Origin of the sequence: Acinetobacter sp. Swhac1 (assembly GCF_013390985.1) — a bacterium.
Taxonomy (GTDB): Bacteria; Pseudomonadota; Gammaproteobacteria; order Pseudomonadales; family Moraxellaceae; genus Acinetobacter; species Acinetobacter towneri.
Genome location: NZ_JACASN010000002.1, coordinates 19,030 through 35,153, shown reverse-complemented (window position 1 = coordinate 35,153; position 16,124 = coordinate 19,030). Strand labels below are relative to the sequence as shown.

At 42.1% G+C, this 16,124-nt stretch carries 14 protein-coding genes; 4 read left to right on the top strand and 10 right to left on the bottom strand.

The genetic code is table 11. The features are described from left to right. Positions 1–21: 21 nt before the first annotated feature. From HX743_RS01240 to glnK, 5 genes are all read right to left on the bottom strand, one after another. Entirely contained in the window at positions 22–1,314 is a 1,293-nt protein-coding gene (locus HX743_RS01240; protein WP_178318305.1) for a DNA adenine methylase, read from the bottom strand. Further along, positions 1,311–2,414 (bottom strand): bifunctional diaminohydroxyphosphoribosylaminopyrimidine deaminase/5-amino-6-(5-phosphoribosylamino)uracil reductase RibD, encoded by a 1,104-nt coding sequence (gene ribD / locus HX743_RS01235; RefSeq protein ID WP_178318353.1) that lies wholly within the window; start codon positions 2,412–2,414, stop codon positions 1,311–1,313. Before ribD ends, HX743_RS01240 begins: the two co-directional genes overlap by 4 nt. A 36-nt stretch (positions 2,415–2,450) precedes the next feature. Beyond that, positions 2,451–2,909: a transcriptional regulator NrdR gene (gene nrdR, locus HX743_RS01230; protein WP_004975665.1), complete on the bottom strand. Its 459-nt coding sequence runs from the start codon at positions 2,907–2,909 to the stop codon at positions 2,451–2,453. Positions 2,910–3,048: 139 nt separating this feature from the next. Next, positions 3,049–4,461: an ammonium transporter gene (locus tag HX743_RS01225; protein WP_178318304.1), complete on the bottom strand. Its 1,413-nt coding sequence runs from the start codon at positions 4,459–4,461 to the stop codon at positions 3,049–3,051. A gap of 63 nt (positions 4,462–4,524) precedes the next feature. Next, the gene (gene glnK, locus HX743_RS01220; protein WP_004650081.1) at positions 4,525–4,863 is read right to left on the bottom strand and encodes a P-II family nitrogen regulator; all 339 of its coding nucleotides are present in this window, start codon (positions 4,861–4,863) and stop codon (positions 4,525–4,527) included. Positions 4,864–5,138: 275 nt separating this feature from the next. Here glnK and HX743_RS01215 point away from each other — a divergent pair, with 275 nt between their 5' ends. Both HX743_RS01215 and HX743_RS01210 read left to right on the top strand, forming a co-directional pair. Then, entirely contained in the window at positions 5,139–5,366 is a 228-nt protein-coding gene (locus tag HX743_RS01215) for an accessory factor UbiK family protein (RefSeq protein WP_168525650.1), read from the top strand. 69 nt (positions 5,367–5,435) lie between these two features. Continuing rightward, on the top strand, positions 5,436–6,923 hold the full coding sequence (locus HX743_RS01210; protein ID WP_178318303.1) for a YifB family Mg chelatase-like AAA ATPase: 1,488 nt from the start codon (positions 5,436–5,438) through the stop codon (positions 6,921–6,923). Between the two features lie 118 nt (positions 6,924–7,041). Here HX743_RS01210 and HX743_RS01205 read toward each other — a convergent pair whose 3' ends face one another. Then, positions 7,042–7,794 (bottom strand): TorF family putative porin, encoded by a 753-nt coding sequence (locus HX743_RS01205; protein WP_026438393.1) that lies wholly within the window; start codon positions 7,792–7,794, stop codon positions 7,042–7,044. 1,140 nt (positions 7,795–8,934) lie between these two features. Here HX743_RS01205 and HX743_RS01200 point away from each other — a divergent pair. Beyond that, positions 8,935–10,245, top strand: coding sequence for an OprD family outer membrane porin (locus HX743_RS01200; protein ID WP_096902242.1), 1,311 nt, complete (start codon positions 8,935–8,937; stop codon positions 10,243–10,245). 99 nt (positions 10,246–10,344) lie between these two features. Here HX743_RS01200 and ppa read toward each other — a convergent pair whose 3' ends face one another. Beyond that, positions 10,345–10,881 carry an inorganic diphosphatase gene (gene ppa, locus HX743_RS01195; protein ID WP_178318302.1) on the bottom strand — a complete coding sequence of 179 codons (537 nt, stop codon included), beginning with the start codon at positions 10,879–10,881 and terminating at the stop codon, positions 10,345–10,347. A 124-nt stretch (positions 10,882–11,005) separates the two neighbouring features. Then, positions 11,006–11,404, bottom strand: coding sequence for an MAPEG family protein (locus HX743_RS01190; protein WP_096902243.1), 399 nt, complete (start codon positions 11,402–11,404; stop codon positions 11,006–11,008). A 104-nt stretch (positions 11,405–11,508) separates the two neighbouring features. Here HX743_RS01190 and HX743_RS01185 point away from each other — a divergent pair, with 104 nt between their 5' ends. After that, a complete protein-coding gene (locus HX743_RS01185) occupies positions 11,509–11,889 on the top strand; it encodes a hypothetical protein (RefSeq protein WP_004975646.1) in 381 nt (126 codons plus the stop codon). 108 nt (positions 11,890–11,997) lie between these two features. Here HX743_RS01185 and HX743_RS01180 read toward each other — a convergent pair whose 3' ends face one another. Together HX743_RS01180 and parC are read right to left on the bottom strand one after the other, a co-directional pair. Then, positions 11,998–13,674: an AMP-binding protein gene (locus tag HX743_RS01180; protein WP_178318301.1), complete on the bottom strand. Its 1,677-nt coding sequence runs from the start codon at positions 13,672–13,674 to the stop codon at positions 11,998–12,000. 148 nt (positions 13,675–13,822) lie between these two features. Next, positions 13,823–16,042 carry a DNA topoisomerase IV subunit A gene (parC, locus tag HX743_RS01175; protein ID WP_178318300.1) on the bottom strand — a complete coding sequence of 740 codons (2,220 nt, stop codon included), beginning with the start codon at positions 16,040–16,042 and terminating at the stop codon, positions 13,823–13,825. Positions 16,043–16,124 lie beyond the last annotated feature (82 nt).

Sequence of the window (16,124 nt, the reverse complement as noted above, 5' to 3'; positions counted from 1 at the left end):
ATTCACTGAGGATTTGTGGATTTACCACAACGCCAATTGGGTACTCACACCTGAGGTGTCTACACCACCCAATTCTGCAAAATGGTAAAGTTGCCCTAACAACTGGCGAATAGGTGGGCCTGACTTGGCATGCGTATCGGTAATCACAATAAATTCCAGTACACGCGCACGCTCAGACTGACGCTGTTTACTCACGCGATAACGCGGAACATCTTGCGTCAATAACGTCACTCGACCGCGTTTTAAATTGGCTTGCAACAAGTCTGTGGCACTAATATTACCATCGGTAGAATAACTGGTTAGAATAAAACGTGCATTAATGGTGTCCAATAAGGTTTCATACGCCTCTTTGGCGTACTTAGATGAGTTGTATGGACTTGGGCGTTCTTTGCGCCATGCGCGGTCAATACCGCTTTTAAAGCCTTTGGTGTCTGGAGTTGGTAAATCAATCTGATCCCACAAAGTTAAGGCATTTAACACATGATAGTTACTGCTATAAGCATGTTGATTATACGGTGGGTCTAAATAAGCCACATCCACCTCAAAACCACTCATTTGATTGGCAAGATGTTGGGCATCTACACACCACATTTCTGCAGCAGGTTTATTCGGTTCGCCAATGTCACAAAAACGACTTGGCGTGAGCCACAATAATGATTCAATTCGTTCGAGTGCAGTTTGGGTTTTGCCGCCCCAGCCGTGGTGGAAGCTTTTAAACACCCCGCTGGTATTGCTGACAAAACTGGCAGAGTACAACAACGGCGCCAACAATGCCGACATCTCGACATCATCAATGGCGCCCTGCGCTTGCCACGTGGCAATTTGTTGACGAATCGCATCTATGCGCATGCCGTTTCGACGTTTAAAGAACAAACGGTCACGACTTGGGTCATAAATCTCGTCATTGCGCGGACATAAATTATGCGTCACCCAGCCTTTGACTTCAGGCAAACGGTTCAAATAATCAATGGCTTTTTGATAGCCGCCTAATTCTTTAAATGCAGGTGCTTCAGTGCAGGCCAAAATCGCATGGTTTAAGGCATGGCTGTACGGTTCCCAATCATTGGCAATCACGCGATAACCATTTTGGCGCGCCAAACGTGATACCACTCCTGAACCTGCAAAAAAATCGGCAAAAATTGGGGCACGACCATTTTTAGGATGCAGCGTTCCTGTCTGTTCAAGCGCTTCTAAAATCAGATGCAGCAAACGGCGTTTATTGCCCAAATAAGGCACTAACTGATGAAATAAATACTCATCAGTAGTGCGTGCCGCATGACGGCGTTTATGATAAACCGTTGACTCTGAACTCATAGTGTCTCTTGAGAAGGAATTAACCTAAGGCGCACGTCATCACCCAATTGAGTGACATCGTAAAGTTTAAATCGAAGTTGCTCTGACATCTGCTCAAATTCTGCATTAAACATGGTACGAGCCGAGCTCCCTAACAATGTAGGTGCCACATAGCTGATCACTTCATCTACCCAATCTTCCTGCAAGAAAGCGGTCGATAAGGTTGCTCCCGCTTCAACCAATACATCATAAATTTGATGTTGCTGTACCAATTGGGCAAGTAAGGTGGCTAAAGGTTGCGGTTCCAATTGTAACACGCCCAAAGCAGCCAACTCTGCACGATACGGTCCCATCACCATCACCGTTTCAGGCTGCTGCAAAATTTGTGCGCTCAAAGGCAAACGACCTTGGCGATCTAAAATAATCCGTTTAGGTTGTACTACGCTGTGAGTGTCATCTACACCCGCTAAGTGGCGTACATTAAGCAGACAGTCATCGGCCAGTAACGTGTCGATCCCCGTTAATACTGCAGCAGAAATTGCCCGCCAATGCTGCACATCGGCACGTGCAGCCGTGCCTGTGATCCATTTGGATTCACCCGAAGCCATTGCCGTGCGACCATCCAAACTTGAAGCTACTTTTAAACGCACATAGGGCATGCCCGTAGCCATGGCTTTTAAAAAGCCTAAATTTAACTGACGCGCTTCAGCTTCTGCCACACCGACCTCCACCTGAATGCCTGCATCTTTTAAAATCTGAGCACCCTTACCTGCCACCAATGGATTTGGGTCTGGACATGCCACCACCACTTTGGCCACACCTGCATCGACCAATGCTTTGGCACAAGGTGGCGTGCGCCCATAGTGCGCGCACGGTTCCAAAGTTACATAGGCAGTTGCACCACGTGCCTGTTCACCTGCCTGACGTAAAGCAAAGACTTCGGCATGCGGTTGCCCTGCACGCGGATGATAACCTTCGCCCAATAATTGCGCATCTTTGACAATCACACAGCCGACATTTGGATTGGGTTTGGTGCTGTATTGCCCCAAACGTGCCAATACAATCGCACGACGCATCCAAAAAAGATCATCGGGTGGTAAATTGGAAGTGGATTCAGTCATATTCAGATGTTGTGTGCTTTTTGCTGACATGAGGGTTTATTGCTCACGTAACTGCATTTGTTCAATTTGACGACGAAACGCTTCGACATCCTGAAAGTCTTGATACACCGAAGCAAAACGAACATACGCCACATGATCCAGTGCAAATAAGGCCTGCATGACAATTTCACCAATGGTACGCGATTTCACATCGCGCTCACCCAAACGGCGAATTTGTAATTGGATGTCGCTGAGTACAGTTTCGATTTGCTCTTGGGTCACAGGACGCTTTTGTAAAGCATGCATCAGTGAACGACGCAGCTTGGCCTCATCGAAGGGTTCACTTTTCCCATCCGATTTAATCACACGTGGCATGACGACTTCATAACTTTCAAAAGTGGTGAAGCGTTCACCACAGCCAATACACTCACGACGTCGGCGAATTTGGCAGCCTTCTGCCGCCAAACGTGAGTCAATCACTTTACTGTCTGCAGCGTTGCAAAATGGACAATGCATAGCGGTTTAATTGCACAAATTTGAATGAAAATGCAGTGTAGCAAAAATTCCAAACTTTGTAGAGTTTTACGCAACATATAGAAAAAAAACAGCCCCGAAGGGCTGTTTTACACAATATATTGATTATGTACTGTCTAGATTATTCTACACGTTCACCATGTTGGCTTAAGTCGAGTCCCATACGCTCATCTTCTGCAGCCACACGAATACCAATGGTTAGATCAATTACTTTTAAGATGATGAAAGTCAGTACAGCAGAGTAAGCAATGGTCGCTAACACACCTTCAACTTGCACCCAAAGTTGGCTCATCAAGTTGCTTGGTGCAGCATCGCCCATAATAAACTCGCTGGCAAAGAAGGCTGTTAAAATTGCACCAACAATACCACCTACACCATGTAGTCCAAAGGCATCTAGAGAGTCATCAGCTTTCAGGGCGCGTTTTAAGGCAGTAATACCCCAGAAACATACCACACCACCAATTAAACCCATCGCTAATGCACCACCAACAGTCACAAAACCTGCTGCTGGAGTAATCACCACCAAACCTGCTACAGCACCCGATGCAGCACCTAATACAGAACCTTTACCACGTACCAGTTTTTCTGCTACAAGCCATGCAATTGCTGCGGCTGCGGCTGCCACTTGAGTCACAACTAAGGCATAACCCGCTGCACCATTGGCACCTAAAGCAGAACCACCGTTGAAACCAAACCAGCCCACCCAGAGTAAACTTGCACCCAGTACAGTCAAAGTCAGGTTGTGCGGAGCCATAGATTCACGGCCCAAGCCCATACGTTTGCCCAACATGTATGCAGCAACTAAACCTGCAACACCCGAGTTAATATGAACAACAGTACCACCAGCAAAGTCGAGAGCACCATCATTGCCTAACCAACCACCACCCCATACCCAGTGGGTAATTGGTGCGTAGACCACGACCACCCAAATCGCGATAAAGGCAACAAAGGCACCAAACTTCATTCGTTCTGCAATTGAACCACTGATAATTGCCACAGTAATGATGGCAAAGGTCATTTGAAATATCACAAATAGAATTTCAGGAATACTGCCACTGAGCGCATCGGTACCAATGCCTGCCAGCATGACTTTGTCTAGACCACCAATAAAGGCATTACCTTCACCAAAAGCCAAACTATAGCCCACTGCAACCCAGGCAATACTGACCACGGCTGCTGCTACAAAGCTATAAGCCATAGTATTGAGTACGTTTTTCTTGCGTACCATACCGCCATAAAACAGTGCCAAACCAGGAATGGTCATGAGTAAAACTAAAGCAGTCGAAACTAAAATCCAAGCGGTATCGCCTGTATCTAATACAGCTTCTGGTTCAGCAGCTTCAGTCGTGCTGACTTCTGCTACGGCTGCAACTTCTGTTGTTGCATTTGTTGTTTCGATAGGAGATGTTTCGGCAGTTTCAAGCACTGCAACATCTGAAGTTGGTGCGGTGGCTGTTACGGCTTCTTCAGCCCAAGCAACAGAACCACCAAGAAGTGCGCCTGATAGACTCAGCGCGAGTAGCATTTTTTTCATTTGTGTCCCCCGACCTTTGTTTTTGTGAGTTATTAGGTACTCAGCAAACTTCGTGCCATTTTCTTAAACAGCGTCTGCACCCGTTTCACCTGTACGAATACGGATGACTTGTTCGAGGTTAGTCACAAAGATTTTGCCATCACCAATCTTGCCTGTACTAGCAACACGAGTGATTGACTCAATCACCGAATCCACCATTTCATCGCTAATTGCGATTTCAATTTTAACTTTAGGCAAAAAGTCAACGACGTATTCAGCGCCACGATAAAGTTCGGTGTGACCTTTTTGGCGACCGAAGCCTTTGACTTCTGTTACGGTGATCCCTTGAACACCAATTTCAGATAATGCTTCACGCACATCATCTAATTTAAAGGGTTTTACAATTGCAGTTACGAGCTTCATGTTTGTTTTCCTTCGGCTTAATTCACCAGTAAGGTTTTATGTTCAAATTCCATGCCAAAGTTCTAAGGTCGGGGGAAATTAGAAACCGTGACATGAGTTTTCTTTATACCTTATTTTATACATTTATATGGTTTTGATCTTCAAAAAATAGACATATTTACTAGAAAATTTACGATTTTACTCATCGAATAAATCCATATTTCGTCTGAAATGCTATAGTCTATTCAAGACCAGTGCTACACTGCCTACCTTTGTCCATCTGTGTGGAAACAACAATGATTGAAACTTTATTACAAGCCATTTTGGAACAAATTGAACAACCCAAAAAAGATTTAGAACATAATTTACGTGCTTTACTGAATGAAGCCGTGACAAAAATGGATTTGGTCTCTCAAGATGAGCTAGATCGCCAACGTACCGCGCTGAATAATGCCAATTTGCGTTTAAATGAATTGTTAAAACAAGTCGAAATGCTCGAACAAAAGATGCAGATCAAAAAATAAGCACCAATTTAGTGCCATAAAAGACCAAACACCTATAAAAATAACGCACCAAAACGGATCATAATAATAATGTCTTTTGCCAAAGTGTATACGCGGGGGCTGCTCGGCTTGCACGCCCCTGCAATTGAAGTCGAAGTCCATCTGAGTCAAGGTTTACCTTCTTTAACCATTGTCGGTCTAGCCGAAGCTGCCGTACGTGAGAGTAAAGATCGGGTACGCTCTGCCATTATTAACAGTGGTTTTCAATTTCCGACCAAACGTCTGACCATTAATTTAGCGCCTGCCGACTTGCCCAAAGATGGTTCGCGTTTGGACTTAGCCATTGCTTTAGGCATTTTAATTGCTTCGGGACAATTGCCCGAACAAAGCACTGAAAGTTTAGAGTTTATTGGAGAATTGGCTTTAGATGGTCAATTGCGTCCCACCACAGGCACACTCAGTATTGCGATTGCCTGCCAACAGGCACAGCATCGTTTGGTTTTACCTGAACAAAATGCACAAGAAGCTGCTCAATTGCCTGACTTTGAAGTCTTTGCCGCCACACATTTAAAACAAGTTTGCGAACATTTGGCACAAAGCCAGCCTTTAAATAAAGTCACCGCGACTGCCCAACCACAGTTATCACATTCCGCCTTTGATTTAGTCGATGTTAAAGGACAGTTGCGCCCACGACGTGCTTTGGAAATTGCGGCTGCAGGTGGACATTCATTGCTATTCAAAGGCCCACCCGGTACAGGCAAAACCTTATTGGCATCTAGGCTTTCCAGTATTTTACCGCCATTGAATATGCAGGAAAATTTAGAGGTTGCCAGTATCTATTCAGTGGCCAATAGCCCGCATACGTTTGGACAGCGTCCTTTTCGCGCCCCACATCATACCGCTTCTGCTGTAGCCTTGGTCGGTGGAGGCTCATATCCCAAACCCGGTGAAATTACCTTGGCGCATTTAGGCGTTTTATTTTTAGATGAATTACCTGAATTTGATAAAAAAGTGTTAGAAGTGCTGCGCCAACCTTTAGAGTCCAAAGAAATTGTGATCTCCCGCGCTTCTCGGCAAATTACCTTTCCAGCCAACTTTCAACTAATTGCCGCCATGAATCCCTGTCCTTGTGGTTATGCTTTTAATCAGGATGTGCGCTGCCAATGTTCTGCAGAAAGTATTAAACGCTATCAAAACCGTATTTCAGGGCCGTTATTGGATCGTATCGACTTACACATTGATGTACCACCTCTGCAAGCACATGAATTACAGGACACCCGACCAGTGGAAAATTCTGAAACCGTGCGAAGCCGTGTCATTCAAGCATATACACGACAATTGCAACGCCAAGAGTGTTTAAACATGGCGCTCAGTCCCAAACAATTAGAGCAATTTGCACACTTAGATAATACTGCCCAAAATATTTTAGCCATTGCGCAGCAGCGTTTGAACTTATCGGCGCGTGCTTATCATCGGGTGTTACGGGTGGCACGCACCATTGCAGATTTAGCCCAAAGTGAACAGATTCAAAGTCCACATTTGAGTGAAGCGCTGTCTTATCGTGCCCATGAAGCCTGATTGAAAGTCTAAGAGATGAAAAAAAGCCCATTGCCATGCCTGACAATGGGCGAGTTGTTTTTATTGTTTTAAGTTTCACTCCAAACTGAAGCTTTTATTTATCGTCGTAGCCCTATCTTTAGAAGGCTTTAGTTAAAGTAAATACAGCTCCTGTTTCAACGCCACGCTTTGCCGCATGCGAAAAACCATCGGTATCAATATCAGTTCCTACAGCAGCCAATTCAGCAGATAAACCTTCAACTGAAGCAAAGTTATAGCTTACACCGACTTTCCAATCTACATAGCTGTCTTTTCCACCGCCAAAATCAAAGTCATCTGCTTGGGTGTAACCTAATCCAGCAACCCCAGAAAAGCCGGTACTTCCAATGGGTGCGGTATAAGTGGCATTGAAATACCAAGCATCGGTGTCACCACCTAAGAAATCATTACTGTAGTTAATGGCTGTTAATAAGCTGGCATCTTTAAACAAAACATCACTAAAACCTAATTTTGCATAAGCTTCGAGCCAGTTTAAATCGCTCTCACTTGGGTAGGCGTAATACCAAAAACCCACATCCAAAATGGGTTTGCTGGCAAAATAATCTAGGCTTGTGGTATAGCCCATATAAGGGTCAAGCTCTAAATGTGCCGTACCACCAAAATCGACATTGGAACCCCACACGCCTGCATACACGCCAGAATCATGGCTGAGAGCAAAACCTGCTTGCACTGCGGGATCATTAAAGGTTTGAGTTAAACCACGATAGCGATAATCACTGGTTAAGGCTGCTGTCCCGCTAAACGACATGCCTGTCGCATTTTCTGCAGCAAAGCTGAGACTTGATGTGGCTGCGAACATCGCCAAAGAAAGTGTTTGAAGTACGAATTTCATTTTAGATTCCCCCTGCATCGGATGAGATGCCTTTGTCTATTTTTTTTGACTCAATGAAGGAATTGCAAACTCTATGCCAACGATGAAATTCAGAACAGCAATTTTACGTTTAAAAGCAATAGATATAAATTTAAACTATTGTTATACATCAATTATTTTTAGTGTGTTTTTTGTTTTGATTGGAATGAATTTTGATTTGCATCAATACTCGTCTTATAACCACTGCACTTTAAACATGAATTTACACAGTGCTATGATTATTTTTTGCATCCTTGCATAGCAATAAAGCTAAATCACATACCTAAAAAAGTGCAGTCAAGAATCACAAGCCTATCCTGATCAAAAAATAGAAAGTCATGCCTATCCTCTGTTCATCCTTACGCCATCAACTATCAAAACTCAGTGAACAGACAGAAATCCTGTCCTAAACTGCACTAGATTTCTGCACCAAAATTTGACATCAATATACGACGCGACACTTCAATCTTCACATCAAAAATAATTCAATGACCAAAACGATAGATCAATTTTAATTTTCGCAAGCCAACGACCATATAAAAGTTATGTATAAAATATCTGCTTAAACAGTTCTGTTTTCATCGTAATGCCAAAACTAAACACCGATGTTTCACATGAAATCCGTAATAGCCAAAAGCTATTACTCAAAGCTTAAATAAAATGTAATTTTTATACTCTTAATTCAAATAAAGATTTATAAATTCATTTTCCAACTCACCTATCATCCAAAGTTAGACTCAAAAGATAACTGCATCACAGAAAAAATTTCACGCCATTTTAAGGCTTATGTTGTGTTTTACGACCTTTTATCACACTTTAAACTGTTGAAATATTAAACAAACTGTATTTTTAATGTGCGAGTTACAAAAAAGTTTCAGATGCGCTTCATTTTGGTAAATTACAGCAATTCAATAAATTTAAAATTATGTTTTTATTTTTACTAAAAAATAAAATATTTATTCAACTTTTGAAAAGTCGATATTTTTAATGACCCCACAGTTTATCGAAAAAATGCTTAACTTTAGTGTCATAAGTGCTTTAAAAGTGATATTTTCGCGCATAAATAGCGATACAATTCGCCTACGTTTCAACTACACATTTACTGCATGAGGCCATCTCCCAATGCTGCAATCTAAAAAATTAACACTTGCGTTGCTGATCAACGCAGCGCTTGTTTCAACTGCATTTGCTAGCGAACAAAGTGAATCTAAAGGCTTTGTAGAAGACGCAAACGGTTCGGTTTTATTCCGTACAGGTTATTTGAATCGTGATAAAAAAGATGGACTAACAAACGACACAAGCTCTGCAGCTCAAACAGCAATTATCAATCTAGATTCTGGCTTTACTAAAGGTATTGTTGGTTTTGGTGCAGGTATCATTGGTGATGCTTCATTCAAACTAGGTGAAAACAAAAATACTGGCAACCAAATGATTCCAGTCCACAACGATGGTTCTGCTTATGACCACTGGGCACGTGGTGGTGCTTATGTAAAAGCACGCGTATCAAATACAACAGCTAAATATGGTACGCAAGTATCTGAAATACCAGTAATTGCAAGCAATACAGCACGCTTAACACCTGAATACTACACTGGTCTTTATATTGAAAGTAACGAAATTAAAGACTTGACGTTAATTGGTGGTAAATTTACTAAAAACCAATGGTCAAATGACATCAGCTCAGACCAACAAGGTTTGGATAGTGCTATTTTCTGGGGTGCAAAATACAAATTTAACGACCAAGTTAATGCCTCTTATTATGGGGTAGATGTTAAAGATAAATTAGAACGCCACTATGCCAATGCAAATTACAACTTTGCTGTACCTAACGATGCAAATGTAACCTTAGATGCTGTGGCTTATAACACACAGTGGGAAGCTGGTGCAGCCACAGGTTCACATACTACAGATAACCTTGCAGACCGTGAAAACACTATTTGGGGAGTTTCGGCAACCTATAATAAAGATGCTCACAATGTAATGCTGGCTTATCAAGATAATGCTGGCAATACAGGTTACGACTATGCATACAATGCAGATGGTCTACAAAGTATTTATGTACCAAATTCATACTTATCTGATTTCAACGGCAATGATGAAAAATCAGTTGGCTTGCAATATAACTACAACTTTAAAAACCACGGTTTACCTGGCTTGAACTGGACAAGTGCATTTGTTTACGGTTGGGATATTGATGTTGCGGATCGCAACAATCGAACTGAAATTATTGATCAAGCTGAAGAACATGAATTTTTCAACCAAGTGAAATACACCGTTCAATCTGGTGCATTTAAAGATGCGAGCTTACGCTTACGCTACTCTTACTTGCGTTCAAGTAGTAGCTACAATAACCAAAAAGTGAATAACAGCGAAGGTATTGGCTCAACTAATGAATGGCGTATCTGGTTAGATATTCCTGTGAAATTATTCTAATTTCTCAGAATAGCCAATCCAATAAAAAAACCTGCACATATTCTGTGCAGGTTTTTTTATATTTTAGCTTTTATGTAAAAGCCAAACAGGCTACGCAAATTATGGATTTGCAGCTTTGTAGCCTTCAATTGAGTTCAATACTTCTTGTTTCGCAACATCAGCACCTTCCCAACCACTTAACTTAACCCATTTGCCTGGCTCTAAGTCTTTATAGTGCTGGAAGAAGTGTTCAATTTGGCTGATCAATAATGGTGGAAGATCAGTATATTCTTGAACATCTTTATAAATTGGAGTCAATTTGTCGTGTGGAACTGCAACCAGTTTCGCATCAACACCACCATCATCTTCCATGTTCAGTTTACCGACAGGACGGCAACGGATCACAGAGCCTGGCTCTACTGGGTGTGGCGTTACAACCAATACGTCAAGTGGATCACCATCAAGAGAAAGTGTATTAGGTACATAACCGTAGTTTGCTGGGTAGAACATTGCTGTACCCATGAAACGGTCTACAAATAATGCATCAGAATCTTTGTCAATTTCGTATTTGATTGGCGCTGCATTGGCAGGAATTTCAATGATCACATAGATGTCATTTGGTGCATCTTTACCCGCAGGGATATTGCTGTAGCTCATAGCATCACTCTTAAACAAGTTAAATCTTTTTAAAACCGCGTCAATTATAACGGTTTTCTGTCCTGAATTACTGCGCGATTATACATCTGCAAGGCAAAAATACATATTTTCACACCTGACTTGATCAGGTCAGTTTAATCACCATCAGTAAAATACAAATAGGGCAAAGTAAAGACAGCATCCAAACAATTGAACGCAGCGTCGCCCAATTGGCTAAATAACAAATTCCATAAATAATGCGCAGCACAATATAAGCAATACCAAACATCATCACCACCACTTGTGGGATGACCATATATTCCGCCATGAGCACTGCAGCAATAAACAAAGGCAGGCTTTCAAAACTGTTTTGCTGTACGGCGTTAGCACGTGCAGCAAAACCTGTGGTTTTGGCTAAAAATTCACGTGGATTTTGGTTATCTTCGCGTTTAAAGCCGCCTGCCATTTTTGCGACAACAGCAAAGACATACGGCAATAAGCAAGCAATTATAATTAGATAAACAATTCCACTTATGCTTTGCATCAATTTTTTCTCATAAACTGTATTGAGAACTTATCATAACATGGCATTTCTTGAATAAATTTTGTTAAATAGCATGTTTTAAGGAATTATATAAAGGATCCATTATGGTCAGCCCAGATCAAAAGGAAATGTTAGATGTACTTGAAAAGCAGCGCCAACATCAACTGCGAGTGGATCGTGTTTTAAAAATTGTGTTGCCTATTGTGGCATTTTTATTGATGGTGATTTGCGCCAACATGAACGTATGGTCGACCATTTTTACCTTCGTTGTGCTTTGGGTGGCGTTTTATGCGGTGGGGATTAAGCGCTTACCGCTCTGGCACTGGATTATTGTGATTGTGGTGTATTGCTTAATTGATAATATTTTAAGTTATGGCAGTTTTAATCAATCAGGTTTTAGTCGCCAATTTGGTGCGATGTTTATTTTCTTGGGTATTGTGGGTGTTGGGCGTCGTTACTTTGACCGTTGGCTGATGAAAGAGTAGGGTCTGTTAATACTTCATCTATGTTGAACAAGAAGCAATCAATTTTCTAAGCATATAAAAAAACGCCCCTGAATTTTCGGGGGCGTTTTTATTTCAAAGCAGAATGAATTACGCAGTTTTACGCAAATCTTTACGCAAGATTTTGCCTACGTTCGATTTTGGCAATTCATCCATAAACTCCACATAACGTGGGCGTTTATAGCCAGTTAAGTTCTCTTTAGCGAATGCTAATACTTCTTCTGTGGTTAATGATGGATCTTTTTTCACCACAAACAGTTTTGGCACTTCACCTGATTTTTCATCTGGTACACCAATTGCAGCCACTTCCAATACTTTCGGATGCTTCGCAATCACTTCTTCAATTTCAGATGGATAAACGTTAAAACCTGATACCAAAATCATGTCTTTTTTACGGTCTACAATTTTCACATAGCCGCGTGAATCCATAACACCAATGTCACCTGTACGGAAGAAACCATTAATCATGACTTTGTCGGTTTCATCTGGACGGTTCCAATAGCCTTTCATGACTTGTGGACCACGGATTGAAATTTCACCTTGCTCACCCAGTGCAACTTCATTGCCGTCATCATCCAAAATAGCCACTTCAGTTAATGGTAATGGAATACCAATTGTGCCAGTGAATTCTTCAGATGCAGGCGGGTTTGCCGTTGCAACTGGCGAAGTTTCAGACAAGCCATAACCTTCAATGATGTTAGTGCCTGTCACTTTTTTCCATGCTTCAGCAGTTGATGGTAATACTGCCATACCCCCGCCCATCGCCATTTTCAATTTGCTGTGATCAAGCTGTTTAAACTCTTCATTGTTCACAAGCGCATTGAATAAAGTATTCACCGCAGGGAAGAAAGTTGGTTGATATTTGCGTAATTCTTTCATCACCGCAGGTAAGTCACGCGGGTTTGGAATTAAGACGTTTGCCTGACCTTTGTACATGCCGTAAAGCGCACACACCATGAATGCAAAGATGTGATACAGCGGCAATGCACAGAAAATACGGTCATCTGGCTGACCATCTTGTGCACCGAATTTACTCTGGAAAATACCATCACATTGCAGCATGTTTGCCACAAGGTTGCGGTGTGTTAATTCTGCACCCTTAGATACACCTGTTGTACCACCCGTGTATTGCAACACAGCCGTATCACTTAAAGTTAAGCTTGGGCGTTTGTAGTTGCTTGGGCTTACTTTAGACATTGCTGCGTTAAATTTAACGTGACCCGGAATGTTCCATGCAGGAATTTGCTTACGCACTGAACGTAAAACAAAATTCACCAACGTGCCTTTTAATGCACCTAGCATATCGCCCACAGAAGCAACAACCACATGCTTCACAGGAGTTTTACCAATAATTGCCTGATAAACCGATGCAAAGTTTTCGATAATCACTAAAACTTCAGAACCAGAGTCATTTAATTGGTGCTCTAACTCACGTGAAGTATAAAGTGGGTTCACGTTCACCAATACTAAGCCTGCACGCAACACCCCTAATGCAACTACTGGATATTGAAGTACGTTCGGCATCATCACCGCAACACGCGAGCCTGGTGCCAAACCTAAACTTTGTAAATAAGTTGCAAATTTACGGCTAGCTTCTTCTAGTTCACTAAAGCTTAAAACTTTATCCATAAAGATAAAGGCATCACGTGAACCAAATTTTTGGAAATTACGTTCAAAAATGTCTACGAGTGACGTATTTTCTGCAGGCAGTTCTACAGTTTCTGGAATTCCCGTCTTTTGGTATTCAGCAAACCAAATCTTTTCCATAATGCCAATTTCTCCAATCAGTAATCCTTAGTTTTAAACTATTTTTCTCAATACAAGACGTCGTTGTTTGCTTGTTTATGCCCTGTATTGCATCCATTTTCACGAACACAAACCATATATAACGTATTTTGCTTAAAAAACGCTAGTATTATCTTTGAATTAACAGTTTATTTGCTTTTTGGTAACCGCGTGGTAAGAGATGACCTTTCGTGCCGCGCTTCGCCACATACTTCAGCAAATCATCACCTTTGAGTTTGAGTTGTTGCTGTCCTGCAAATACTTGAATTGTTTCATCTAAACTTAAAGGTAACATAGACACCAACTGATCTTTTTCCTCAAGTTGTATCAATTTATTACCTTTACCTTTGTTCAAAATTGGCAATTCTGACAGCTCAATCACCAGTAAACGCCCTGCTGAACTGAGCAGTGCAACATGACTCGCGTGTTCAATCATTTGCAAGTTCATCACGGTCGATTGTTCAGGCAAAGACAGGAATGCTTTACCTGCTTTAGCACTGGTATCTAACTGTTTGGCCTGTGTTTTAAAACCATAACCTTTACTACTGACTGCTAGAATTTCAGCCTCATCATCGGCAATCAGCAATTGTTTAAAGCCAACACCACTGGCAGGAGCAAGTTTTGAACTTAATGGTTCACCCAAACCTCGTGCCGAAGGCAGGCTATTAATTGGCAACGCATAACTACGCCCCGTATCATCTAAAATATAGACGCGCTGATTAGACTTGCCTTGTGCATGACTGAGATATTGATCACCCGCACGGAAGTTCAGATTTTCCGCATCAACTTCATGCCCTTTAGCACACCGAATCCAGCCTGCTTCAGACAACACCACCGTTACAGGATCGGCAGGTAGCATATCTTGTTCATTAATTGCAGTCGCTTCGGCACGCAATACAATAGGTGAACGACGATCATCACCAAACCTTTTCGCGTCTTCTTTTAACTCACTGATAATTAAGTTTTTCAACGATTCAGGATTGGCCAATTGTTCACGAATAATGGCTGCGCGTGCCTCTAATTCTTCTTGTTCACGGCGAATTTCCATTTCTTCAAGCTTGGCCAAATGGCGTAGCTTTAATTCCAAAATGGCTTCGGCCTGAATTTCATCAATACCAAAATGTGCCATCAACTCGGCTTTAGGATGATCTTCTTCACGAATAATCCGAATCACGGTATCAATATCTAAATAGGCAATCAGCAAACCTGCTAAAATGTGCAGTCGCTTTTCGATTTTATTGAGATGATATTGCAAACGACGTGTGACGGTATTTTTACGAATCTCAATCCATTCCAGCAAAATATGACGAATTGATTTCACCTGTGGACGACCATCTGCGCCAATCATGTTCATATTGACACGATAGCTCGATTCTAAATCGGTCGTGGCAAATAAGTGACTCATCACTGCTTCGGCATCAATACGGTTGGAACGCAGCACAATCACCAAACGAGTTGGGTTTTGATGGTCAGATTCATCACGCACGTCACTCACCAACGGCAATTTTTTCGCCTGCATCTGATCAGCAATTTGAGTAATGATTTTTGAACCCGAAACCTGATACGGCAATTCTGTGATCACGATTTCATTTTTTTCAATTCTGTACACCGCACGCATACGGTAACTACCGCGACCTGTACTTTGCATTTTCAGCAATTCTTCAGGCGGGGTAATAATTTCAGCTTTGGTCGGTAAATCTGGTGCAGGAATATATTCTGCAACTTTTTCATCGGTTAAATTTGGGTTGCGAATCAGGGCAATTGTGCCTTTCACCACTTCACGCAAGTTATGCGGTGGAATATCGGTGGCCATCCCTACTGCAATACCTGTGGTGCCATTCAGCAAAATATTCGGTACGCGCGCAGGCAAATTGACAGGTTCTTTTAATGAGCCATCAAAGTTATCTTGCCAATCACAAGTACCTTGCCCCAATTCAGCCAAAAGTACTTCACTATATTGCGATAGTTTGGCTTCGGTATAACGCATGGCCGCAAAGGATTTAGGATCATCGGGTGACCCCCAGTTGCCCTGTCCTTCAATAAATGGATATCGATAACTGAACGGCTGCGCCATCAACACCATAGCTTCATAACAAGCAAAATCGCCATGCGGATGGTATTTACCCAATACATCCCCCACGGTACGTGCCGATTTTTTCGGTTTGCCACTGTGTTTGAGTCCAAGCTCACTCATGGCGTACACAATACGGCGCTGTACAGGTTTTAAACCATCGCTGATATGGGGTAATGCACGATCCATAATCACGTACATGGCATAGTTAAGGTATGCACGTTCAGTAAATTCTGCTACGGAACGGTTTTCTGTTGCATGATGCGCAAGGCTTGTCATAAAACCTGTCGTCCTAAATCATTTGTTTTTGTATCAATCGGCTTATGCTATGCCGCAGCAGCATCCTGCACAAGGGCTAGTA